Origin of the sequence: Citrobacter sp. Ce006 (genome assembly GCF_030336535.1) — a bacterium.
Taxonomy (GTDB): domain Bacteria; phylum Pseudomonadota; class Gammaproteobacteria; order Enterobacterales; family Enterobacteriaceae; genus Citrobacter; species Citrobacter europaeus.
The window spans coordinates 1-22,378 of record NZ_JAOWDO010000064.1; the positions used below are offsets into that span (position 1 = coordinate 1).

Annotated in this window: 31 protein-coding genes and 1 pseudogene; 11 read left to right on the forward strand and 21 right to left on the reverse strand. The window is 45.7% G+C overall.

Annotated features, from left to right (window positions below):
• Positions 1–38: 38 nt before the first annotated feature.
• The 19 genes from OGV94_RS06715 to OGV94_RS06805 all read right to left on the reverse strand — a co-directional run bounded on the left by OGV94_RS06715 (position 39) and on the right by OGV94_RS06805 (position 12,752).
• Positions 39–587, reverse strand: a complete 549-nt coding sequence (locus OGV94_RS06715) for a lysozyme (protein ID WP_286522906.1) — start codon at positions 585–587, stop codon at positions 39–41.
• Positions 559–837, reverse strand: coding sequence for a phage holin (locus tag OGV94_RS06720; protein WP_080625276.1), 279 nt, complete (start codon positions 835–837; stop codon positions 559–561). The genes OGV94_RS06715 and OGV94_RS06720 overlap by 29 nt, the downstream gene beginning before the upstream one ends.
• Positions 838–1,006: 169 nt before the next feature.
• Positions 1,007–1,705: a YdhT family protein gene (locus tag OGV94_RS06725; protein WP_286522908.1), complete on the reverse strand. Its 699-nt coding sequence runs from the start codon at positions 1,703–1,705 to the stop codon at positions 1,007–1,009.
• 563 nt (positions 1,706–2,268) lie between these two features.
• A complete protein-coding gene (locus tag OGV94_RS06730; RefSeq protein ID WP_286522910.1) occupies positions 2,269–2,550 on the reverse strand; it encodes a YdgH/BhsA/McbA family protein in 282 nt (93 codons plus the stop codon).
• Between the two features lie 230 nt (positions 2,551–2,780).
• Positions 2,781–3,197: an antiterminator Q family protein gene (locus OGV94_RS06735; protein WP_221922762.1), complete on the reverse strand. Its 417-nt coding sequence runs from the start codon at positions 3,195–3,197 to the stop codon at positions 2,781–2,783.
• 14 nt (positions 3,198–3,211) lie between these two features.
• Positions 3,212–4,252: a DUF968 domain-containing protein gene (locus OGV94_RS06740; RefSeq protein WP_286522912.1), complete on the reverse strand. Its 1,041-nt coding sequence runs from the start codon at positions 4,250–4,252 to the stop codon at positions 3,212–3,214.
• Entirely contained in the window at positions 4,249–4,608 is a 360-nt protein-coding gene (locus OGV94_RS06745) for a RusA family crossover junction endodeoxyribonuclease (protein WP_172862976.1), read from the reverse strand. The genes OGV94_RS06740 and OGV94_RS06745 overlap by 4 nt, the downstream gene beginning before the upstream one ends.
• A 2-nt stretch (positions 4,609–4,610) precedes the next feature.
• On the reverse strand, positions 4,611–4,811 hold the full coding sequence (locus tag OGV94_RS06750; RefSeq protein ID WP_048235144.1) for a hypothetical protein: 201 nt from the start codon (positions 4,809–4,811) through the stop codon (positions 4,611–4,613).
• 129 nt (positions 4,812–4,940) lie between these two features.
• Positions 4,941–5,186, reverse strand: coding sequence for a hypothetical protein (locus OGV94_RS06755; RefSeq protein WP_286522914.1), 246 nt, complete (start codon positions 5,184–5,186; stop codon positions 4,941–4,943).
• 44 nt (positions 5,187–5,230) lie between these two features.
• On the reverse strand, positions 5,231–5,464 hold the full coding sequence (locus tag OGV94_RS06760) for a DinI-like family protein (protein ID WP_286522916.1): 234 nt from the start codon (positions 5,462–5,464) through the stop codon (positions 5,231–5,233).
• 467 nt (positions 5,465–5,931) lie between these two features.
• A complete protein-coding gene (locus OGV94_RS06765; protein ID WP_286522917.1) occupies positions 5,932–6,897 on the reverse strand; it encodes a RelA/SpoT-related domain-containing protein in 966 nt (321 codons plus the stop codon).
• A 1-nt stretch (position 6,898) separates the two neighbouring features.
• On the reverse strand, positions 6,899–7,936 hold the full coding sequence (locus OGV94_RS06770; RefSeq protein ID WP_286522918.1) for a DUF262 domain-containing protein: 1,038 nt from the start codon (positions 7,934–7,936) through the stop codon (positions 6,899–6,901).
• A complete protein-coding gene (locus OGV94_RS06775) occupies positions 7,926–9,395 on the reverse strand; it encodes an Eco57I restriction-modification methylase domain-containing protein (protein ID WP_286522920.1) in 1,470 nt (489 codons plus the stop codon). The genes OGV94_RS06770 and OGV94_RS06775 overlap by 11 nt, the downstream gene beginning before the upstream one ends.
• 187 nt (positions 9,396–9,582) lie before the next feature.
• Positions 9,583–9,921 (reverse strand): DUF977 family protein, encoded by a 339-nt coding sequence (locus OGV94_RS06780; protein ID WP_286522922.1) that lies wholly within the window; start codon positions 9,919–9,921, stop codon positions 9,583–9,585.
• A 5-nt stretch (positions 9,922–9,926) separates the two neighbouring features.
• Positions 9,927–10,343 carry a PerC family transcriptional regulator gene (locus OGV94_RS06785; protein ID WP_286522925.1) on the reverse strand — a complete coding sequence of 139 codons (417 nt, stop codon included), beginning with the start codon at positions 10,341–10,343 and terminating at the stop codon, positions 9,927–9,929.
• Positions 10,344–10,358: 15 nt separating this feature from the next.
• Entirely contained in the window at positions 10,359–10,904 is a 546-nt protein-coding gene (locus OGV94_RS06790) for a replication protein P (RefSeq protein WP_275148678.1), read from the reverse strand.
• Positions 10,816–11,727: a DnaT-like ssDNA-binding domain-containing protein gene (locus OGV94_RS06795; protein WP_286522927.1), complete on the reverse strand. Its 912-nt coding sequence runs from the start codon at positions 11,725–11,727 to the stop codon at positions 10,816–10,818. Before OGV94_RS06795 ends, OGV94_RS06790 begins: the two co-directional genes overlap by 89 nt.
• Before the next feature lie 252 nt (positions 11,728–11,979).
• Positions 11,980–12,534 carry a toxin YdaT family protein gene (locus OGV94_RS06800; RefSeq protein ID WP_235116391.1) on the reverse strand — a complete coding sequence of 185 codons (555 nt, stop codon included), beginning with the start codon at positions 12,532–12,534 and terminating at the stop codon, positions 11,980–11,982.
• Positions 12,535–12,536: 2 nt separating this feature from the next.
• Positions 12,537–12,752 carry a transcriptional regulator gene (locus OGV94_RS06805; protein WP_032949519.1) on the reverse strand — a complete coding sequence of 72 codons (216 nt, stop codon included), beginning with the start codon at positions 12,750–12,752 and terminating at the stop codon, positions 12,537–12,539.
• A gap of 101 nt (positions 12,753–12,853) precedes the next feature.
• Between OGV94_RS06805 and OGV94_RS06810 the strand changes: the two genes are divergently transcribed.
• The 7 genes from OGV94_RS06810 to OGV94_RS06840 all read left to right on the forward strand — a co-directional run bounded on the left by OGV94_RS06810 (position 12,854) and on the right by OGV94_RS06840 (position 18,543).
• Positions 12,854–13,243: a helix-turn-helix domain-containing protein gene (locus OGV94_RS06810; RefSeq protein WP_286522929.1), complete on the forward strand. Its 390-nt coding sequence runs from the start codon at positions 12,854–12,856 to the stop codon at positions 13,241–13,243.
• A 228-nt stretch (positions 13,244–13,471) separates the two neighbouring features.
• Positions 13,472–13,687 carry a hypothetical protein gene (locus OGV94_RS06815; RefSeq protein WP_032943037.1) on the forward strand — a complete coding sequence of 72 codons (216 nt, stop codon included), beginning with the start codon at positions 13,472–13,474 and terminating at the stop codon, positions 13,685–13,687.
• A gap of 161 nt (positions 13,688–13,848) precedes the next feature.
• Positions 13,849–14,187, forward strand: a complete 339-nt coding sequence (locus tag OGV94_RS06820; protein WP_135912188.1) for a hypothetical protein — start codon at positions 13,849–13,851, stop codon at positions 14,185–14,187.
• An 11-nt stretch (positions 14,188–14,198) separates the two neighbouring features.
• Complete coding sequence (locus OGV94_RS06825) at positions 14,199–14,525, forward strand: RrF2 family transcriptional regulator (RefSeq protein WP_094761513.1); 327 nt, start codon at positions 14,199–14,201, stop codon at positions 14,523–14,525.
• Between the two features lie 141 nt (positions 14,526–14,666).
• A complete protein-coding gene (locus tag OGV94_RS06830) occupies positions 14,667–17,138 on the forward strand; it encodes a 3'-5' exonuclease (protein WP_286522931.1) in 2,472 nt (823 codons plus the stop codon).
• 51 nt (positions 17,139–17,189) lie between these two features.
• Entirely contained in the window at positions 17,190–17,423 is a 234-nt protein-coding gene (locus tag OGV94_RS06835) for an excisionase (protein ID WP_044691230.1), read from the forward strand.
• Positions 17,416–18,543, forward strand: coding sequence for a phage integrase Arm DNA-binding domain-containing protein (locus OGV94_RS06840; protein WP_286522934.1), 1,128 nt, complete (start codon positions 17,416–17,418; stop codon positions 18,541–18,543). Before OGV94_RS06835 ends, OGV94_RS06840 begins: the two co-directional genes overlap by 8 nt.
• A gap of 45 nt (positions 18,544–18,588) precedes the next feature.
• On the opposite strand, the gene ompW is transcribed toward OGV94_RS06840, so the two are convergent.
• Positions 18,589–19,227 carry an outer membrane protein OmpW gene (gene ompW / locus OGV94_RS06845; RefSeq protein WP_043016137.1) on the reverse strand — a complete coding sequence of 213 codons (639 nt, stop codon included), beginning with the start codon at positions 19,225–19,227 and terminating at the stop codon, positions 18,589–18,591.
• A gap of 283 nt (positions 19,228–19,510) precedes the next feature.
• On the opposite strand from ompW, the pseudogene OGV94_RS06850 reads away from it, so the two are divergent.
• The 4 genes and pseudogenes from OGV94_RS06850 to yciA form a co-directional block, all read left to right on the forward strand.
• Positions 19,511–19,597: pseudogene (locus OGV94_RS06850) on the forward strand (YkgJ family cysteine cluster protein); the annotation flags it as partial.
• Positions 19,598–19,625: 28 nt separating this feature from the next.
• Complete coding sequence (locus OGV94_RS06855) at positions 19,626–20,369, forward strand: YciC family protein (RefSeq protein ID WP_003020663.1); 744 nt, start codon at positions 19,626–19,628, stop codon at positions 20,367–20,369.
• Positions 20,370–20,422: 53 nt separating this feature from the next.
• Positions 20,423–20,962: a septation protein A gene (locus OGV94_RS06860; protein ID WP_043016136.1), complete on the forward strand. Its 540-nt coding sequence runs from the start codon at positions 20,423–20,425 to the stop codon at positions 20,960–20,962.
• A gap of 164 nt (positions 20,963–21,126) precedes the next feature.
• On the forward strand, positions 21,127–21,528 hold the full coding sequence (yciA, locus tag OGV94_RS06865; protein WP_003020670.1) for an acyl-CoA thioester hydrolase YciA: 402 nt from the start codon (positions 21,127–21,129) through the stop codon (positions 21,526–21,528).
• 83 nt (positions 21,529–21,611) lie between these two features.
• On the opposite strand, the gene tonB is transcribed toward yciA, so the two are convergent.
• The gene (tonB, locus tag OGV94_RS06870) at positions 21,612–22,328 is read right to left on the reverse strand and encodes a TonB system transport protein TonB (protein WP_043017896.1); all 717 of its coding nucleotides are present in this window, start codon (positions 22,326–22,328) and stop codon (positions 21,612–21,614) included.
• Positions 22,329–22,378 lie beyond the last annotated feature (50 nt).

Below are 22,378 nucleotides of genomic sequence, written 5' to 3' on the forward strand. Positions count from 1 at the left end.
CACCAGCAACGAAATAGCAATGAACTGATAGCGCAGGTTCACTGGTCTATCCCCCAGCACGTCAGCGCGCTTTCCTGGTCTCGTCGTTCTACCTGCCCATAGCAGCCATTTTTCTGGCCTTTGGTCAGACGACAATCGCGGCCACCGTCTTTAATCCACCAGCGAATAGCATCACATGCGCCTTTACGGTTGCCAGCATTGATGCGCTTATAGAACGTAGACGGGAAGCATTTTCCGGGGCCGATGTTGTATGGGCAAAATGACGCGATACCCGCTTTCTGTGGTTCGGTCAGTGGTACTTTGATATTTCGGTCAACCCACGCCAGTGCCTTATCACGCTCAATGGCGTTTACCTGAGCGCATTTCTCAGCAGACAGCTTCATGCCCTGAACTACTGGCTTACCATCAACCATCGTGGCGCCACGGCAAATCGTCCAGAGCCCTCCGCCGTCACGATACGCCGTCAGGCTGTTACCCTCTTTCTCATCCAGAAATTGATCGAGAATCACGGGTGCGGAAGCCCCGGCAAGAATTAACCCAACGACCGCTGCGCTCAGTTTATTCTTCAGCTTTGGTGACATTGCCATTAAGCCGGTCCTCCCTTTCCTTTTTCCTGTAATACCAGTTCACTGCGCAGGTGATAACAGTGCATGCGATACCGACAATAATTGCCCAGTCGCTCAGGCTTAACCCTGCAATTCTGTCGACCAACATCCAGGACACCTCTTTTGCTGTTTTGGCTGTTTCGGCATATGCCTTCGCTGATACACCGCAGCCGGTCAGCGTGGTTCCTGTTCCATATGAAAGTCTGCTGTATATGGTGCTCATTCTGGTCATAGCCTCACCTCCGGTTAAACGGAGTAGCTTGTTAAAATAATAAAAACATCAGGTATGTCTGGATTGAGGCATTCGATGTCATTAATTGTTTGTGAAAAAAGGAGTTGAAATTTGAGGGAAGAAAACACTTAGTCAAAGGCATCAGTATGATGCCTTTTGCTAAAGGTTATTAACCTATCTGGACATTACCATTGTCGAAAAAGTACGGTGTATCTGCAGAAATGCCATTCTCACCCTCGCGCACAATCGTTACTTTCCTTTCATTACCGTCTTTCCAGAAAAAAACTGCTGTCGAGCCGGGACCAAAACTGAAATTACATTTGTTACTGGTGACAACAACCATAGAGTTTTCACCTGCAGTGATATCCCCTTCATTTCCGGTACAGACGAGGGTGTTATCGATACCTTCATCATGAAGCAGGCTTTTTTCACCAGATGCAATCAGCACACTACTTTTGACGTAATTGCGAGCAAAAATCCGGGAAGCATAACCAGCAACGTAAGCTCTAGCCTCACTCAGATCGAAATTAGGGGTGGAAGGTTCAGTCACGTAATTGAGTTCAATTTCTGAATTGTCACCCAAGGCACTTGTACGTGACATATTACCGGCCCAAATTTTACTTTCGTAACCGGTGATACTGATGATGCCATCACTTCCTGGCATGTAATAACCCTGCTCTGCTCCCGGCTCGCCATCCGCACGAATTACATCGTCGTAAACCGTTGCGTTGTTACCACAATGAGCGATGCGTACAGGAGATGATTTCCCTACTACACGCAGAAAACCATCAGAAAAAGCAATACCACCGTTACCTACGGTACCGCCAATCATTACTGCGCCTTCAATCGGTGCGTTGACAATGGACATAAAGACTCCTTTAGGGGTTTTGTTAGTTAATGAAGTCAGGCTTCACGGGCTATATTTTCAACAAAGATGTAGTCAGTGATTCCCATGAGCCTGAATACGAAAAAGGCCACGCAAATGCGTAGCCTTAAAACCTGATAATAACCAGTGAGTTACTTTTTGATGATAATGATTACCTTCCTCGTTCAGGCAAATTAAAGATGCCTGAGCTCCCTATTTCGTGTGATGCACGTTCCCTATGTTAGCCGGTTCTTTGATGTGGGCTTTTTTGGGTAAAAAAACCAGCTCGGATGAACAGGTAAAAAGTGGATAGTTCATAGTTATTGTGGTGCCGGGGGCCTCCTGGTAAGTCTTTGGCTGACAAACCATGACTCGCTAACGTATCAGTTGCTTCAATACTGAACAGCAAAGAGTATTCATGTCACTTTAGTCCCTCCGCACAGGGGGATTCACTACACCAGAAATTTAATATCTGACAATTCTAGTCTCAACGCTATACGACGATATGACAGAAATACTAATACGTAGTACCTAGCAAATACTTCTGTCATATCGCTACATCCAGTTTAACGATAAGCGACCGCGTTCCCACGCCACAAACTTGAGTCGCCTGGTGTATCAAGCGACACTATCCTTACCTTACCGGCTCCCAGTTGTGCCGCCTTCTCCTGCAATTCAGCAACAGCGTCGTCCAGGCTCCCGCCAACTCCCCTGATAGAAACTAAACCTATTTTCTCCAGATCATGCGCTGAACTTACGTCAATGACCTGTGGTATCTCTGTCGAAAATGCTGAATTTGAGAAAAAAACGAAAAATGCAGCAGGCAACAAAAAAGAACGATATGTCATGAGATAACCCTCCGTTTGTGTAAAATCAAAATAGATTATCCAGAAAGAAACGGTTATTAATGTCAGGGGTTTTTAAGAAACTTCAAAGATTGTGTAGAAACAATGGACGAAAAGTAACCTATTTTTTATAAAACCACCCACGGCATCACCAGAAAGCAAAAACCCCACCAGTTGGCGAGGTTCTGTAATAGTTAAGTTCGTGTCTAAGTGACCACTCTTAACACGTTATACTAAAAAATGCGGACCGCACCAGGACTTTTTTGATTATTTTGAATACTCACTTCGGCGTCCATTTCCAGAGTAACATTCAGCATCGACAGACATCCCTCAATAAATCCTTCAGCCATTTGTATCTCAATACGAATTATTTTTTCATCTTTCTTGCAAATTTTAGCTATTTTTCGTTTCGAAACGCCATAAAGATAATGAGCAACTAGTAGAGAGTGCTCATATGGCTTCCGTTTCTTCAATCTTCCTAAACAACTCTCAATGATAAGAGCATCATCGTCTGTACAAGCTGATCTGGTTTTGCTTGTTATAGGCAAAAGACCCTTAAAACCTGCTGCTATATGAGAATAGTCCACACCAGAAGTATCACTAGCGGCCCATCCCCCCCAACGTTCAAGAATCATCTTGATGTCACGCATATTATTTCCTTATTTTACGCCAGAACACCGAGCCCATAAGCCCGGTCCAGCACTCTGATAATCATTACCGGCTGAGGTTCATGCTTTCGCTCAAACTTCACCGGGTCGTTATGTAGTTCTGTATGGCACTGGCGACACAAAGGGATCGCGAAAATATCATGCGCCTTCGTTGCCATCCCTCCCTGCCCCCAGCCGATTAAATGGTGTGGGTCATCTGATGGTTTGCCGCAGCATTCGCAGGGCTGTGTTTTAATCCATTCCAGATATCGGGGGGCCGTCCAACGGATACGCTTTGGACGTTTCATATAGGTTTGCGGGGACTCAGGATCGACCAGAACACCAACTACGGACTTAACCGCAGGCACCTGCGCTGGTGGCATGTTCACGGTTACTGTGCTGGCTTTGGCTGTAATGATGCTGGTGGCGGTTAGACCCGGTTCGATGTCGCATTCATGCGTGACTGACTGATGATCCTCCGAAGGAATACGAAGCGCCCGACTGGCTACTGATTCGGGAATTGCGTCGGTAACACCCATACGCACCGCCCACCAGCATAGCTCCGCCAGCGACAGTTCTCTGGAAGGATCCTGATTCAGCGCCACCATGATGCTGTTGATAATCCAGCTAATAACATTACATCTCGCCAGCTCTGCAAGTTGTTCGCTGTAATGGTCACGCAAATGGTTATCACAATGTCCACACAGAAGAACCGATCCAGGTTCATGACGCAGAGTGGTTAACTCGTGATAATGGTAATCGCTGTGTGGCCACTGACAGCATTGGCCGCCATAACGCATAAGCCAGTAATCAAGGCCACTCAAACCACCAGCAGCCTTAATAACTTTTTCATCCAGGAAGAACGGTCTCAGGGACTCGTCACACGCAAGCGGCTGGCGAACGTCAGGAACACGGCCAGTAGGTAACCGTTCCATCCCTGCCGGCTGGTTTTCCACCAGTACACGCTCAGAACTGAACAATGACATCAGCTCACTGCCCGGCTTGAGCAGCACAATTCCAAGCTCACGCGCAACCACCGGCTTCAGCAGCGCCCTCATTCTGCAATCTCCCCGATAATTATTTGTCCCTTCTCTCCCCATAATTTTGTGACGCGTGAATCCCAGATGTGAGCGTCATCTTCGTAAATGGCATCCATGAGGGCTTTCATCATGTTGTCGAAATCAGGTTTAGCCTGGTGTGGTTTACCGTTGAACTCAGACCGTTTCTTTTTGCTCCAGCTCGCTGGCATCGGAAGAATGAAAGTGACATGCGAACCGCTTTCCGCCAGCTCAACACCCTGCAGACGAACTTCATCACAGAAAGCCCGGTAACGCAGAACCTCGGAGCGCTTTTTCCATTTGTCAGCGCGCGTCATTCTGGGCTTGCCCATTGGGGTGATATCGTAGACTTTCACAATCACCTCCAGATCCGTTGTTGCCAGGTTCTGTCCTGACGAGGAGGCTTAGATACTTCCGGCAAGAACGCGCTGATCGTCCAGTGAATGAAGTCATTATCCAGACTACGTTCGGTCTTAATCTGCTTTGCGCGATAGCGGGCTTCCAGTTCGTCAGCCTGCTCAGTGGTGAGTTGAGTATGTTGAAACCAGCTTTTCTTCATAACGCACCTCTGGATGAGGCAAAAAGAAAATCGCTGGCGTTGGATAACGTCAGTATGAGGGATTGCTTGAATTGTTCTTGCGCCATGGGGCTTTTCTCCTGTGGCGCAGCAGGTATAGGTTGTTCAGGCCTACGAAGAGAGTGTAACAGATTTCTGGGTAACGCGATAACCAGCCCTTTCAAGCATCTGAGTAAACAACGTAGGTGTGCCGATAATTTCATCATCCTGAAGAGGCATAAATGACACCATGCTACCGCGACGGTACATCAGGGCGCGCTCACACTCAGGAAATGATTGCAGCCTGGCAACGATGACCCCATCGTGACATCTGATGACTGCGTAGCCTTTTTTGGGCAATTCTAATTTTTCTTTCACTTAAACTCCCCCATGCAAACGGGATCAAAGCAACACCCAAAAAATTAATAAAACCAGTCGTAAGCGCTTTCCCATGTTTCCTGGAGGATTTCCTCCACCTTCGTTTTATCTCCCTTATCGCCGCCGAAAACAGTCAGGCTATCGCCACCAGTCCTGCGGAAAACCAAAGAACAATTTTCATATTGATTTTGAAGACGTTTAAGCAACTCTTTCTCGAGTGCAGGTATGGCGCCGCGCGGCAGATCTTTTGATTTGTTGATGGTAAGTTCTATCTTCATAATTCCCTCTACATCAATGCACTGTACATCCATACAGTATACCTATTGAATCTCATATTCAAGTGGTTAATAGCACTTTTAGCCAAAGCCATCTCATTGTATAAGCGAAGTTTTCCGACCAAGAGAGGTTTATAGAAACAATAAAAAACGGAGGCTTAAGCTGGAACTAAGACTAAGCAGTGAAGTTCTAGCGGAGTGGAAGTGTCCCTTGCTGCAATGACTGATCAGGTATGATTCTTACAGGCCAGTCCCATTAATGACTCAGCAAATTGCAACCGTTCAGTACGGGGAACGAACCATTACACCAAGCTTTAAATGACTTTTGAGCACCTATCTGATGTCTAATGAACAAATGCCCACCTTATGTGATTTTCATTGTGATATATGAATTAGAAGACTCATTACGTCCCATGACAGTGGCTAAGGATAAAAATAAAAAGAGTACCTCTGGGTACTCTTTTTATTGTTCAAATATTTATTACGTAACCATTGTCGTTTAAAAATAGTGCCTTATCCTTATCTAATAATTCTTCTAATTCTTCACTAATTAATAACTTTAATTTTTTAGGATTTCCCCTTTCAAATATATCAATTCTCTGATTAATTATGGCCATTAAAATCGATTGATAAGGAGAAATACTTTTCAGAGTATTGCAACCAGTATCATCAATAAGTGCTTTTAGATCTGGCAATGAGATTTTTAATTTATCTATGCATTCATAAATATTCTCAGCCAATCTTTTTTTATCAACTGGCAAGCTTTCTTCATTCCATTTAGACTCTATTAACGCAACAATTTTCCCTAATTTTTTAAATCTTTTATCTTCTTTATTAATCATATCATTACATGATAATGCCTCTGCACTTGATATAGAAAGCTCAATATTTTCTAACATAGCCTTGACTTGGTAAGCCACCCGGTGTTTAGACCAAGAAATATTTTCGCTTTTATAAACTAAATCATGTGTAGATAAAGCCCAAGCATGTTGTAAAAATGTTTTGATCTGAATTTCAAAAGTTAATCCATCCAAAACCTCAACTTTTGGCGATAAAAAATTATTTTTATCGAATTTAAGATATAATCTTAGATCATCAAATACAAAGTGTTCTGGAGAATAAGTTGCGAATGATTTACTATTTGGTTTTTTAGTGACCAAAATAAATTTCTCCCGCAACATTTCTTCAACCTTCACAATCTCAGAATGTGTGGAAACTACTATCATCCCACCGAACATGTCATCAAAAATAGAGGCAGAATCGAATCTGCCCGTTTCAAATTTTAATGCGAAACTTTCAAGTTCTTTTACTCTACTCTCATAATGCCATTTTATATTTTTAACACTTTCAACCCATTTATCAACAGATTCTTGTAATGCAACATAAGTTGTATATTTAGATGCATATAAATCTTTGATTGACAAAGGAATCTTCATATTATTCTTCCATGAATTTTTTCAAAGCATCAAGTCTGTTAGCTCTTTGCTGATACTCAGTATTAGCCCCTACTAAATTACTGCGAAATGCTATTACATTAGGGTTATCAGAGTCAGAACTGACAGCATCCAAGAACTCTTTTAATTTAACTGCAGTTGCTTCATGAGGGAATGTCTTATCTTTTATACTTTCAATTTTCTCAAGACTAAGATAATTAAAAATGCTATATAGAATATTTAGCTTCGAATTCTCCCGAATAACATTATTAACTTCATTCATATTTTTCATTGCAGCAAACAGCTCAAGGAATTTAAACTCAAAATCCTCTGGTTCAAAGTTAAAAAACTCATCTTCAGGATTATCATATTTAGCATAAACCTCATCTAAATCGTCTTGGTCGAAGCCACAAACATCATTTCTTATTAACGAAAATGCCAATTCAGATATAAACTGAACATCTTTCATTCTCTTTGCGCGACCTGTCGTGACGATACCCATATCTTTCAACCAAGGGATTTCAGCCGTACGTTCAACTAATTCAATAAACCATCCATCATATTTTGCATGTCTTAACTCTTGGCGCTCTAACTTTCTGGAGTTACGGTTTAATCTATCAAAAATCTCATCCACAATTGTTTTATCAATTGTAGTTAATAGGTCTACAGGAATAACATAATCCCAAAACCCTTTTTTCAATTCAGGATCTTCAATTTGCTTCCAACGTTTGCCGTTTAAACGTTCATCTCCAATATCCTGGCCAAGAGGGATTTTATTTTGAAAAAACTCAATAATAGTTTGGAGACGTTGCTTACCATCGACAACATGATAAGTTGCCCTCCCTCTATCATCTTGAGTTTTATGAAGGAAAACTGCTGGGCAAGGATATTTTTTGAAAATTGTATCAAGAAAATATTGTTTATCCTTCCTTGTCCACACACTACGTCTTTGATATGGTGGATCGAGATCAATTTTTTCAGAATCAAAAAGATCTAAAAACCAAGTAATATCTTGTGTAGTAGTTCTACGTTCACTCATCATATTCAAACTCTCCTTTTTGACCTAACTTAATTAATTCTTCTTTACTTGGAAATGGTAAAGATTTTATATCAGCAGCATTGATCTGAGTACTTCCTAAAAACCTCTTAAAATAATCACTAACAAGTTTAGATTCCAGATATAATTTTATACCTAAAGCCAATTGAAAATCTAATGGAGAACCTTCAACACCTGATATATAGTTTAGATGATTTTCAACAGCAATACTTGTTTTGCAGTTGTCACCACAATCAACAACTTGAGCTGATATAACATTATCATTCTCTTTAAAAAACATGCGATTCATAACAACATGGCATTGCTTATCAAGAAATTTATTTATCGTAGATTCATTAATTCTAATAAAATTTTGAATTTTATTAGAAGCAAAAATAAAGCAGTCCCGACCCAAATTTTCCTTACAAAAAAGTAAACCATTATTTTCTTTGTCAGATGTAAGGTGTTGTTTATTACGAAAATCAACAATTTTCCCAGTGGACACTTTAAGCCCAAGTTCATCTAATGATGATTTATATGATAAAATTTTGTTGAGTACGCATTCATCTACCTCACTGTAAGGTATATGTATTACATGCTGATTATCATTAGGAAAAATAACAGAGCTGTAACTTCTATCATTTACAATAGATTTATCGAAATCATCACCATAGCTAATGATAATTGTTTTATTTTCACAACTTCTTTTTTCTATCTTTATGATAATTGTTTCTTGCTGAACACCATCAAATGCAAATACTTTTGTCCTAGATTCAAAAAGATGTATAAAAGAAATTCTAAATTGTTTTACGATTTTTTTTCGGAAGGCATGAAACAAAGTTCCGCTACAAAAACTCCTAGGCACTATTGCAATTAGTTCACCATTATCGGAAAGAAGCTCCAATGCACATGACATCATTAGAGAATATAGATTAGGCGAGTATTCAATATTATAACGAGTTAAATTTAGCGAATCATAATCTTTTCTTGTAAATTTTTTGTAGGGAGGATTCATCACTATAGATGTGAATTTTAAATTATTGCATTTAAATTCACAAAATAGTTCAAGGAAATCACGATTATAAATTTTATGCTCAACAGAAGTCCCATTTAACACTGAAGACAAAAGGGTTTCACATTCTTTAACCAAGTCGGGATCTATTTCTACGGCATGCAATTGGTTAGCCGTTGAGGCTGTTTGCTGTGAAACGACTAGTCCCACAGCGGCACCAATGTTGCCAACACCTGCAGCAACATCAAGAATATTGTATGATGACCTCGCTAGATCGATAAGATTATGAGCGACAAAATTCGTAACAAAGCCAGGAGTAAAGTATTGTTCATTAAGTTTCTGTCTTTTGTTACGCACGCTCACTGATGCCATAAGCCTAACGTTATCGATTAGCTCAAATTCATTCATCCTGTTGTTAATGCTCACTTTTTTATTAATACATTTCATGCCCATAGTATACAACAAACCATTAAAATTAAGAACAAGCAGGTGGCATTCAACTGTTTTTAAAGGGACATCTGGACAGATTTGTTAGAAGCAGTCTTTTCGAGACTGCTCCATCTCCCTTCTATGTATTTTCAGCATGTTAATTCATCAATTCACCCCGTGAACTAAACTCAAGTATGAAACCGATGCTATTTCATACTGGCATTCTCCCTACGATTTCAATAACCCGTCGCATAACCGCACTTCCCCGAAAATCTGCTGGTAACTCAATCACAGGCTTACCCGAACCGTATGAGAATCGCTGGAGATCGAAATCAATCACAGCCTTCTGGTCCCTGAACAAACCAAGACGACCGTAACGAATGAGTTCGCCGCGTTCGGCTGCTACGCGGAAATACTTCTCAGCAGTCTGACGATGCAGCGATAACATCTGTGATGCCTCGCTTACGGTTAAGCGTCCACGGATTTTCACCTCTTCGATGATCACCCGGATAAGTGCCGCCTGCTCTTCTGGTGTGTTTGGTCTTGGCATGCTGATCATCTCCGGGCCATACGCAGGCATTCATTACGTTGCTGTGCTATACGTGACACTTCAGCCGAACTGCGGGCAATGTCTAACATGTCGGTATATACCTTTGCAGCACGCCGCCAGAGTCCCCGGGACTTGAGGTCTTTCGCCATTTTCTCCGCTAATTGCGTTTCAACCGGATCGCTTTTCTCTTCCATGAAGGGCAGTTTTACGTCAGGTAATTTTGCATCCGGATCGATGTTATAAACATACTGAGTTCCGTTATGAGTACGCAGGACTGTGCCACTGACAGTCAGCGCGCGCAGAAACTTACCTGCGGTACCGGATGGAATATCTAACGCTTCACACACATCACGTAATACGCAGTTCGGGGTATGGCGTACCACTATCGCTACCCGATCTTTCTGAGAGATTTCTATGGTCATTGGTCAATACTCGTTTTAGTTAATTAAACCTGCCGCTTTGCGGCGTTTGTATTCTTCCATCAGTAGCTGCGCTGGCGTTGGTCCCGCCGGATGGTGCGGCGCCGCCAGTTGACGTCGAATTGGTGGAACACTCAGTCCATTACCAACATGCTTCGACCATTTCGTAAGTAACTTTTCTGCCAGTTTTTTCAGTTCACCCTCTGTCATTTGTCGTTCTACGCCCGTTCTGCGCATTTCGATGCAGATGTGGTACAGCACCGGCTGAGGCCATGGATATTTATCGCTACCTGAATACCGATATGACTCATTGCGCCAGCGCCGGTATTCCGCCATAACCTGCTCCGACGTCAAACCAAATGGATTCGCACCACTCTCTGAAACCAGAGAAACAAACTCAGCCAGGTCAGGCGGCCATGTATTTCCCATCGCGCAGCGCTCCATGCACTGCTGACAGACCAGTCTAATTTGCTGTTCAGTCATCGAACCTATCTGGGCTATCCAGATAGGCGAAGGCTCCGCCCCGTTCTTCTGGGTCCATCGGTTCGAATACACCTCCCCCATGACCTGCCACAGACGCCAGGCTGTTTCCGTCGCCATCAAGTCCATTCCTGCGGCGCCACTCTGCGTGGGCTGACTGAATTTGCTGAACTGCCCGGGATGCTGTTGGTTCTGATCCTGCTCCCACATGACTGTTACCTCCGGTTTCTGGTTTTACCTGCGTTCTCACCCGGGCTACATGTCGGGCAAATTTTTGTTCCCACTGGATTTGCGTAAAAACTTTCCCTTCCGACTCCCAGTACGCGGTGAATTCTGCGAGTTCAGTCAGAAGGTAATCTGGCTCAGGCAGGGAGATACCCCACGATGCGGCGCGCTGTCGAAAGTCTCTGGAGGGAAGCCAGCTATCTGCCATCCTGAATTTCCCGATCGGTTCATCAACACCGTCCAGGTATCGGGGCATGGCCGGGGGCGGCAGTTCCTCCCCATTCGAATTTTTCATCGCGCCCGCGTTAAGAGAGGGGTTTAAGATCTGTTTACTGCTAACTGCTTTCTGGATACCTGATGGCAAAGGTTTAGCCAAAGACTTAGCCTTATCCTTAGGCAAGGCGAAAGCCTTATCAAAAGCCATCCCCATAGCGTCAGAAACCCCGTAGCAAGCGGCTTTGAGAGCTTCATATGCTTTATCTTTCAGTGAACATTCAGGCAGTAATTCAAACGATCTTGCCCAGGATTTGATCACGTTAACTGATGCTGGCGGGTTATGTTTCACCGCATTAGGCAACCAAAAAACTCTGGCTTTAAGATCGGCTTCCACCATACCTAACGCTATGGCTTCACCTAAGGCTAAGTCGAAGGCTTCGACATCCCAGTTTAATTCTTCGGCCATAGCCGCCCTTCCCGCCTTATACAGCCCGGGAATAATCCCTGTGAATGGACCTGTAAGCAGGTAAATAAACAGACTCTGCCCACTTGGCGGGAGTGGTGATAAGGCTCGAAACTTAGGATCATCCCACATGGTGATCTTCACCTTACGATAAGGCTCGTTACTAGCCTTACTCTTAGGCATGGCCTTAGCCAAAGGATTAGGCATACTTCACCCCGCGAGTTGCAGTAATAATGGTCATTGGTCAAAACTCGATTAAAACAATTGCGGCGCTACGGCGCTTATACTCGCCAGTAGTGGTCCCGCCGCGTCAGCAGGTAACATGTTGAACAATGCGATTGCCGCCTCACGAATCTCCTTCTCGAGCTTTTGTAATGGCGCACCAATTAATTTCGCATGGTGTGCCTCACTGCACTCTTTGATAGCGTTCGCCACCAGCTCTGCTTCTGTGCTCGCATTACTTAATCCGTGCTTTCTGGCAATCTGAACTGGCATAGCAGCAATAATTGAACCTGACAACTGCATAACGTAAGCCGTGTATTTTTCCGAACCGCCCTCGTTTTTCAGATATCGGAATAAATTCTGTTTATTAACAGCAATTCCGCGGCCATCTGCTTTGGCCCACTCTTCAGCCACCAGCTGAGCGATCCGTTCCTGTGCCTGTCCTGGTAATGTCGATTCCCATTCACGAACGGCAACCCAGATTTTTTTGCACTTCATCCAATCCCGGCGACAAACAGAAAACTGATTTTTTGTTTTCTGAGTTCTCACCATCGTCGGGGTATGGTTTTTAAAAGAGATGGTTTGCATGGTCACTCCTTAGGTAATCCATCCGTTGGATTTGGGTATAAGTCGGGTCTAAGTTCGTGGGGGGTAACCCCTGTAGCGCTAAAGACTTGAAGTACCCGTGACGAAGGAACAGTACCTTTTGCTTTCCACTGACTTACTGCCATTCCGCTTACACCAATCGTGCAAGCTAATTTATTGGCCGAGCCAGCTAGTCGAATTGCGTTATCAATGGCTGTCATAACTATCTCCTTTTTAAATTGGGAGTAATAAACCATAGGTTTACATCAATTGCAAACTTTAAATTTATTGTGACTATAAACCAAACATTTACAATGGGTGTATGAAAAAAACTGACGATCTCAATAACCAACTGGTAGCCCGCTTAGAAGAAATTACTCAAAGAGGGATCAGCAAAGCTGATATGGCTCGCATTGCAGGAGTTACGCCTCAAGCTGTGAATGGGTGGTTTAAGAAGGGAGTTATCAGTAAGAAGTCCGCCATAGCAATTGCGGAAGCCGCCAACGTGTCCGTTACTTGGTTGTTAGGTGAGAAAGTATCAGAAGATTCAGGTCTCAAGCCTAACGAGAGCAAAATGCTTAACTTGTTTAGGCAGCTACCAGAGGCAGAGCAAGAGCGAATGATCGATACCTTTGCACTGCGGTTAAAGGAAATTGATGATTACGTTGAGAAATATCTTCGTGGTCGTTTTAAGGCTAACGATGTGAACTAAGAGTTTATTCCCATCCATTGAAACCGGCGTTTGCCGGTTTTTTTTCGCCCTTTTGTCAGAACCTCCCTCCCCTTAGTTTTTCACGACTGATAAAGCAAATGTTTGCCTCCATATCAATTGATGATTGACATAAACATTAAACCAATGATTTAATCATTCTATCGAAAACGTCATCGAGGCAGGACGCCCACGAAGTAGCTGCCGGCGGCATACGAATCACTGGATGAGATGACAAGTATTAACACGCAGCAGGTTCAACGTTCCGCCAGCCTGGCGACAAGGGCAACGCAAGAGGATAAATCCATGATCGATTTCGCACGTAAACCAGTGCGGTGTCAGGCCGTACATCTAAATCGCATTGAAGTAATCATTCGACTGATTTGCTACACGCTTGCCCAGAAGGGCGACCCGTCTGCCGACCAACAGACTGCAGTTCGTTCATAACGAGTTTGACCAATGGCTGTTGCCAGCCTCATGCCCGGTGCACAGGGCATTGTGATGGTAATACCACCATCGTAACCAAACAGGAGACGAAGACCTGTTCTGGTTAAATTGGAAAAGTGTTCTTTGCCCGTCCCGTGGCGGGCTTTTTTCCGGAGGTTTTTATGTCAGCAAACGATCTGGCATTGCGCTTCAGCAGCGCACCAGCCGAGGCATTAATCGGGGTTTTGCCTGTTCTGGAAGTAAAAGAAGCATTACGTGAAGAAGTTGAAAGTGATGTGATGGATGAAATCTGGACTGAGCACAACTTTGAAATGGAAGCGATGGGTGAACAAGTTGATGAAACAGCCAGGCTCGCTCGTAAGTTTGAATGTGCGGCTGAAGCTCTTGGAACGGCGATCAAACTTGCTCTGACTCTCCCACATAATGAGGCAATGCAGGTTCTGAATGACGCCTTAAACGATAACCCGGGATACGGTCGCGAACCGGCAAAGGATGCATGATGGAGTTTGGAATGAAACGCGTGGTGGCTTCTGTTCAGGTCGTTGCCATCCTCAACAGGATTTACAACGGCAGCCCGGTTTCCATCGCATCAATCAGCAAGGAATCAAAGCTGTCTGTGTCTTACCTGGAGCAAATCTTCTCGAAGCTGCGTACCAGTGAAATTGTCACCAGCCAGCGTGGCGCTGGTGGCGGATACCACCTTCGCAAAGCAAATCCCAGCGTGGCTGACGTCGTTCGCGCCGTTACTCACACGCCTGATTCATTTGAACCCGTGCTGAATGCTCTGGAGTGGGTTCCCGTCGCACAACTGGCGCAGGGAAAATCCCCTACCCCATAAAGCACAAAACCCGCGCAAGGCGGGTTAAGTACCCGGTCAGCCGACCAAAGCTTTCCGGAACGAGTTTTGACCAATAACCACTACCTTAGGCGGCGATCATCAGCTGCCGGGTATCTTACAATCCAATGGAGCCCGAACGCAATGTTAACGTATGCGTATCTTATTAAAGCCAAAGCGAAAGCTACTGAGGCAAAAAACCTGTTTTGCTGGTTCTCTGCGAAATCAGATTCCCGTGCAGAACGCGAAATCCTCAATATTCTCGAAGACAATGGTATTGCCGTCGGTCGTGGTGCCGATTATCAATTACCAGTCCGCACCAACTGGTTTGTTGTTGACGATCTTCCTGAGGAAAGCACACTCGATGACACATGGTGCGATCGTTACGAACTGGCAGAAGACCAGCAAACGTGGCAACTGAAACAGAAGCCGGATAATGAAAATCTGGAGGCTTCCAGCCAGCAAAAACCTGAAACCTCCAGTGCCAATGTACCCATCAGCGATGCGCCAGCATTGCTCCGCCCCATATCTCGCCTGCGCCTGTCTCAGCGGCTGATTGCGCACCTGTTAAATGACGGTGAAGAGAAGGAAATCAGTGAAGCGCGGCACGTCCAGATCGGGCAAATGGAACTGGACGAAAATGATCTCTATATACAAAACCTGTTACTGGCCGTTGCAAATGTGCCAGCGGCGAAAGAGCTTTCTGCTCATGTCGAGTGGAACCTGGCAAACGCACTAAAAGAAGTCTTCGACCGTGAGCAGGTCTATGCCATTGCTTCATTTGAGGAATTTATTACCGAATGGATTGCGGAACCGAAAGCGCGGACTCAAACCGTGCAGGAGTGGGTTAACGATAAGAAAGCACGAATTGTGGGTGATGAGCCCACCGTTCCACCTGTAACGCCAGAACTCATTACCGTTGCGACTCTCCCGTTACGCCAGCGCCTTTTGGCTCAGTTTATTTCTGATGAATATGCTTACCATATTGATACTGAACAGAAGAAAACCATTCAGGAACTCGAGCTGGATGTGGACAACAGCTATGTGCAAAACCTGCTGCTTGCCGCCGAGAATGTAGAACCATTCGGGAAAGCACCAGAGATCGATATCTGGAAAGTTGTCAGCGCGCTGAAAACCGTTTTTCCGGTTGATGGAAAGCGAGTTGATCTGGTCACCGTCATTCAGTTCTTTAAGGCCTGGTTCAACACTGAGTACATTGACCGTGGGCTGCTGGTTAAAGAGTGGTGTAAGGGCAATCGCGTGTCGCAGATTCAGCGCACTGACTCCGGAACCAACGCTGGCAGCGGCAATGGGACCGATCGCAACCCGGAACTTGTCCACACGCTGGACACTCTGGACATTGATATTGCGCTGGCCACACTTCCAATGGATTTCAACATCTACGATATCCCAGGTGGCGTTTTCCGTCGTGCAAAAGAGATCATTGCTAAAAACGAAAGCCCGTTCAAAGAGTGGTCCGCCGCCCTGCGCAAACGCGCTGGCATCCTGGATTATTCCCGCGCCGCTATTTTCGCGCTTATTCGTAGTGCAGAAGAAAACACTCACCATTTCCCGGAACTGCTGAGCCGTTACATCAACAAAAACCTGACTGAAACCGACCACCAGCACCCAACTGAAGAAACCCTGGCGGCAGCCGGTCACGTACCAGAAAAAAGCTGGGAAAACGAGATTAAAGAGAAGTCCACAGCTGAACAGAAGGCAATAACCGAGCAACCAGAAATCGCCAACATGGGCAACGGTGTTTTCTCCATTGATGGCCTGATGGGTAACCAGCCGGCGCCAGCGCTTTCTGTCGTAGACCAGGTACGCCAGCGCGCGGTCGAAGAAAAATTACATCAAGCCAATACCGAGGAAACCACCAGCGATGTGCAGATGGAAAAAACTGACAACAGCGAAATCAAAGCCAATCCTGATGTGCCTCAGGGCGAAGCAGCAGCTTTGCCAGTTGAAAGCACTGATGCAACTGGTGAGCCTCCAGCTTCCCTGAATAATGAACCCATTCACCATATAGATACGGATCACCTGAACGCTTTTTATACTCACCTGATGGTTGATTTGGAAACTATGGGCAGCGGTCCTGATGCACCAATAGTCTCTATCGGCGCCGTATATTTTGATCCTTCAACTGGTAACACTGGTGCCGAATTTTACCAGGTTGTCAGTCTTGAATCATCGATGTCGTTTGGCATGAAACCGGATGCGTCAACAATTCAGTGGTGGTTGAAACAATCATCTGAAGCCCGCTCTGCAATTCTGGTTGATGAGGCCATGGGGCTGCGTGAAACCCTTGAACTACTGGCTGACTTCATTGCTGAAAATGCTGCTAACGGTAGTCACACTGTTCAGCTGTGGGGTAATGGATGCTCGTTTGATAACGTCATTCTCCGCCGCGCATATGCATTAACAGAGACTCCCTTCGCTGTTCCGTTCTGGAATGACAGGGACGTAAGGACCATGGTTGAACTGGGTAAATCTGTCGGTATCAACCCGCGCTTCGACATCCCGTTTGAAGGCGACATGCACAATGCGCTTTCTGACGCCAGGCATCAGGTCAAATACGTCTCTGCAATCTGGCAACGTCTGACCGCAAACTGATTTCATATATTCACTAAGTGGCCCATCACTGGGCCATACTCTGGGGGGAAAATGTCCAGACTGATTTTACTCTCTGAATGGGCGAGATCAGAGTTCGGTGACCCGATTCCGAGCAAGTCCACACTCAACAAATACGCTAAAAACGGGATGATCTTTCCTTTGCCTTGCCGTGTAGGGAAAAGCTGGCGCGTTGAGGCTAATGCACGATTTACTGGGCTCACAACAGAACCAGTAATTAAAAATCAAGATCACCCATTACTCAGAAGGATTTTAGAAGATGGCTAGACCTCGAAAACACAACGTGACCATTCCCGGATTGTCATGTTTCCTGGATTCGAGGACCAACAGGGTGTACTGGAGGTATAAGCACCCTGTAACTGGTAAATTTCATGGATTAGGAACAGATGAGCAAGTTGCTAAAGAAATAGCTGTAGAAGCAAATAGCCGGCTCGCAGAAAGACAAATGCGGCACACTTTTAAAATCAGAGAGGAAATTAATAAACGATGTGGGCTTTCTACAACGGTAAGCGAATGGATTGTTCGGTACCGAAAGTTGCAGGACCAGCGTTACGAAACTGGAGAGATAAAACTCAATACGCTCAAGCAGAAAAACGCCCCACTTAACGTTTTCGAAAGTCATCTTGGCATGCGGTCAATCGACAGCATAACAGTTAAGGATATAGTTGGGATCCTCGAGGACTACAAGAATAAAGGCCAACTACGGATGGCACAAATTGTACGCAAGGTGCTATCGGATGTTTTTAAAGAAGCACAGCAGGTAGGAGAAGTACCGGCAGGATTTAATCCAGCAGACGCTACAAAAAAACCGCAGGTCCGTGTATCCAGACAACGACTGACGTTCGAAGAATGGCTAATGATCTATCAGGCAGCCGAAAAAGATAATTACTTTCTGCAGAAAGGAATGCTGCTGGCCATCATCACAGGGCAGCGGTTGGCCGATATTTGTAATATGAGATTTTCAGATGTCAGAGATGGTCACCTCTTCGTTGAACAAAGTAAAACAGGTGCCAAAATCGCGATACCTTTAAAGTTACGTTGTAACAAGATAAACATTTCTCTTGAAGATGTAATCGCTCAATGCCGGGACAGGATACTTAGCCCGTATTTACTACATCATCACCACGATAAAGGGAAAGGCAAAAGAGGAGGAATGGTAAAACCAGCATCTCTAACTGGTGCGTTCAGAAAAGCACGTGACTCAGTTGACTACGACTGGTCAAGCAAAGGTGCTCCCCCTTCTTTCCATGAGCAACGTTCTTTGGCTGAAAGACTATTCAGGGAGCAAGGTATCGACACACAAATTTTGTTGGGCCATAGCAGTAAAGTAATGACCGATCACTACAACGACACGCGTGGAAAAGAATGGAAAAAACTGGTCATTTGATGACCAGTTTTGCAGAAGAGTTTTGCAGGGGTTTTGCAGAAGAACTTAAAAACGATAACCCGCAGAGAACATAAACACCCACGGATCGAGGCGTACGCTGTCATGCTGCTGCGCGCCAGCCAGTTTGTAGCTCGCGGTGGTATCGATATCCATGTACCAGACCGACATGTTAATCAACCAGTCGCGGTTAATCAGATAGTCCATACCCACTTGCCCTGCCGCGCCCCAGGAATCTTTCAGGCTCAGGTCAGATAACCCAGTTTGTTTGCCGTTATCGTTAAAACCTTCGTCAAAGAAGGTGGTGTAGTTCACACCAACACCCACGTATGGACGCAGTTTGCTGCTGGAATCACCGAAATACCACTGTGCCATTAAGGTCGGCGGTAAATGGTGGACGGTAGCAATGTCACCCGTTGTGGCAGTACCAATTTTATGGCGGAACGGCGTGGCTGCCAGTAATTCAACACCGATATTGTCGGTTGCCATATAGGTAAATGTCAGACCCAACTGCGTGTTATTGCTGACATTAAAGCCACCCAGGCTTCCCAGCGTACCACCCGCGCCTTCCGTCGGTCTGACGGTGGCAGAACCTGCACGAATAAAGAATTCTCCGGCCTCATGCGCAAATGCGTTGCCAGAGAGAAGAGTTGTTAAAGCCAATGCTGCAACTGTTAATTTTTTCATGTCCGCTCCATCGTTATGGTTATAAAAGCGGAACGAATATACCCACATTGGAGTAATAAGTGATCTAACCTGGATCACATTGACTTTGATAATTTAACATTTATTGATCCAGATTAAGTTAGAACTTGCATTCAAAATCCTGGTTAACTTAATTCAGATCAATTTTGATATATTTTCGCCACGCAAGTAACTGACCTGCGTTGCCGAATGGCGATGGTTATTTGTCCGTGATGCGCAGAGAACAACCAACGTTCTTGCATGACGCTGAAGTCATAGCCAAAAATTACCGGGGCTTTACAAAGATATGCTTTTCCATACATCGCGCGATGCTGCCACTGTGGAGTTATCCAGGGTACAATTGCCCGCAAATGAACACCTGCAAAACTCAAGGAGAGTGCATGTCTATCACGGCGAAATCCGTTTACCGTGACACGGGAAACTTTTTCCGTAATCAATTCATTACCATCTTGCTGGTATCGTTGTTGTGCGCGTTTATCACAGTGGTGTTAGGGCATGCCTTTTCTCCCACCGACGCACAAATTGCGCAACTCAGTGAAGGCGATCAGTTAACCAGCAGCGTGGGCTTGTTCGATCTGGTACAGAACATGACCCCGGAGCAACAGCAAATTTTGCTACGCGCCTCCGCGGCGTCGACGTTTTCCGGCTTGATTGGTAATGCCATCCTCGCCGGGGGTGTCATCCTGATGATTCAACTGATTTCAGCCGGTCATCGGGTCAGCGCATTACGCGCCATCGGTGCCAGCGCGCCGGTTCTGCCTAAGCTGTTTATTCTGATTTTTCTGACTACTCTGCTGGTGCAAATCGGTATTATGCTGGTTGTGGTGCCGGGTATTCTGCTGGCCATCCTGCTGGCGCTCGCACCGGTGATGTTGGTACAGGACAAAATGGGTGTCTTTGCCGCTATGCGCAACAGTATGCGCCTGGCATGGTCGAATATGCGCCTGGTTGCGCCAGCAGTGATCGGTTGGCTGCTGGCAAAAACTCTGCTGTTGCTTTTTGCGCCAAGTTTTGCGGTACTTACGCCAAATGTAGGCGCGGTATTGGCGAATACGCTGAGCAATATGATCTCCGCCGTGTTGCTGATCTATTTGTTCCGCCTGTACATGCTGATTCGCCAATAAACCCTGAACGCTTCCGGGCTTGTACCCGGTGCTTTTGATGACGGAATCGAAGAATGAAGCAGTTTCTTGATTTTTTACCGCTGGTTGTCTTTTTTGCTTTTTATAAGCTCTACGACATCTATGCGGCGACCTCGGCGCTGATTGTCGCGACGGCTGTTGTTTTAATTTACAGCTGGGTTCGCTATCGCAAGGTCGAAAAGATGGCATTAATCACCTTTGTTCTGGTAGCCGTGTTCGGTGGCCTGACCATCTTCTTCCACAATGATGAATTCATTAAGTGGAAAGTAACGGTGATTTATGGACTGTTTGCCGGTGCACTGCTGGTTAGCCAGTGGGTGATGAAAAAGCCGCTGATCCAGCGCATGTTAGGCAAAGAGCTGACCCTGCCTCAGCCGGTATGGTCAAAACTTAATTTAGCCTGGGCCGTCTTCTTCATCCTGTGCGGTCTGGCGAATATCTATATTGCGTTTTGGCTACCGCAGAATATTTGGGTCAACTTTAAAGTATTCGGCCTGACCGCCCTGACTCTACTCTTTACGTTACTAAGCGGAGTCTATATTTACCGCCATCTTCCGCAGGAAGATAAATCGTAATACATGCTCGCCAGATCTACGGATCTGGCGAATTTTTATCCCCTCGCGTTCCTTATCTCCTTTAACCCGACTGACTTCCGCTCCACACGCTCCATCCCTCTGTTCTCAGCGCGTAAATTCTAGTAGCATCGCGCCTGTAATCTTTCTCTATAGTCGGTTCTACAATGACAACAACGAATAACACTCCCCAGGGCGAACTGGTTTTACGCACTCTGGCTATGCCTGCCGATACCAACGCGAACGGTGATATTTTTGGCGGCTGGCTGATGTCACAAATGGATATAGGCGGCGCTATTCAGGCCAAAGAGATCGCACATGGTCGTGTGGTCACGGTGCGGGTTGAAGGAATGAGCTTTTTGCGCCCGGTCGCCGTAGGCGATGTGGTTTGTTGCTATGCTCGCTGCGTGAAGCGCGGGACGACTTCGATCAGCATTAATATTGAAGTTTGGGTAAAGAAAGTTGCTTCAGAACCTATCGGCCAGCGCTATAAAGCCACCGAAGCCCTGTTTATCTATGTTGCCGTTGATAAAGACGGTAAACCTCGTCCAATCCCTACCCTGGCCTGATAGCTCGCGCCAGCACCGCCTGCCGGTAATCATACTCTTGATCATTACCGGCAGGTGGCGGACCGCCAAATTCGGCCTGACGTTTACTCGATTTGCGTTGTGCCGTTCAGGCGGAAGACAATATTCACCACCAGCCCGGAACCTGGTTTACCGGCCTCATAGCGCCATCTGCGCATTGCATTTTTCACTTCACGCTCAAACATATTCGCAGGCTGTGCGGACAGAACTTCTACATTTTCAACCCGGCCATCCGAGGTTACGTCAAATTTGACCTTCACACGGCCTTCAATGCGCAGCGCCTGGGCACGCGCCGGATACTGCGGCTGATTACGGCTTAAGGCTCGCGGACCAGAAGGTGCGCTCACCGCCGGTTTAGTCGTTGCCGGGGCGCTACTGGTCGTTGGACGCGCAGGCGCAGTATTTTCAAACGGAGACGACTGACGCGGCTCGGCTGGCTTAACATCACGCTTCGGCTGCTCTTCCACCTTTTTCACCGGTTTTGGCTTCGGTTTAGGCTTGGGCTTCGGTTTCTCAATCACTACCGGCGCTTCTTTTGGCGGTTCCGGGATCGGCTCTGGTTCCGGTTCAGGCTCGACGACGGGTTCCGGCGGCGGCTGAACGGCCTGAGGCGGTTCAAGATCGGCAGGCGCAACCATCGTAACGGAGATCGGCTGCGCTGGCGCAGGCAGTTCAATAACCTGATGTACCGAGGTATACAGCAAACCTGCCACTACAGCACCATGAATGCCGACTGAAAGTAACGTAGGCCAGGGAAAGCGACGAGGTAAATCAAGGGTCATTGAAGTCATAATCGTTTCAGTAAAAAAACCAGGCCCTGATTTTAAATGCA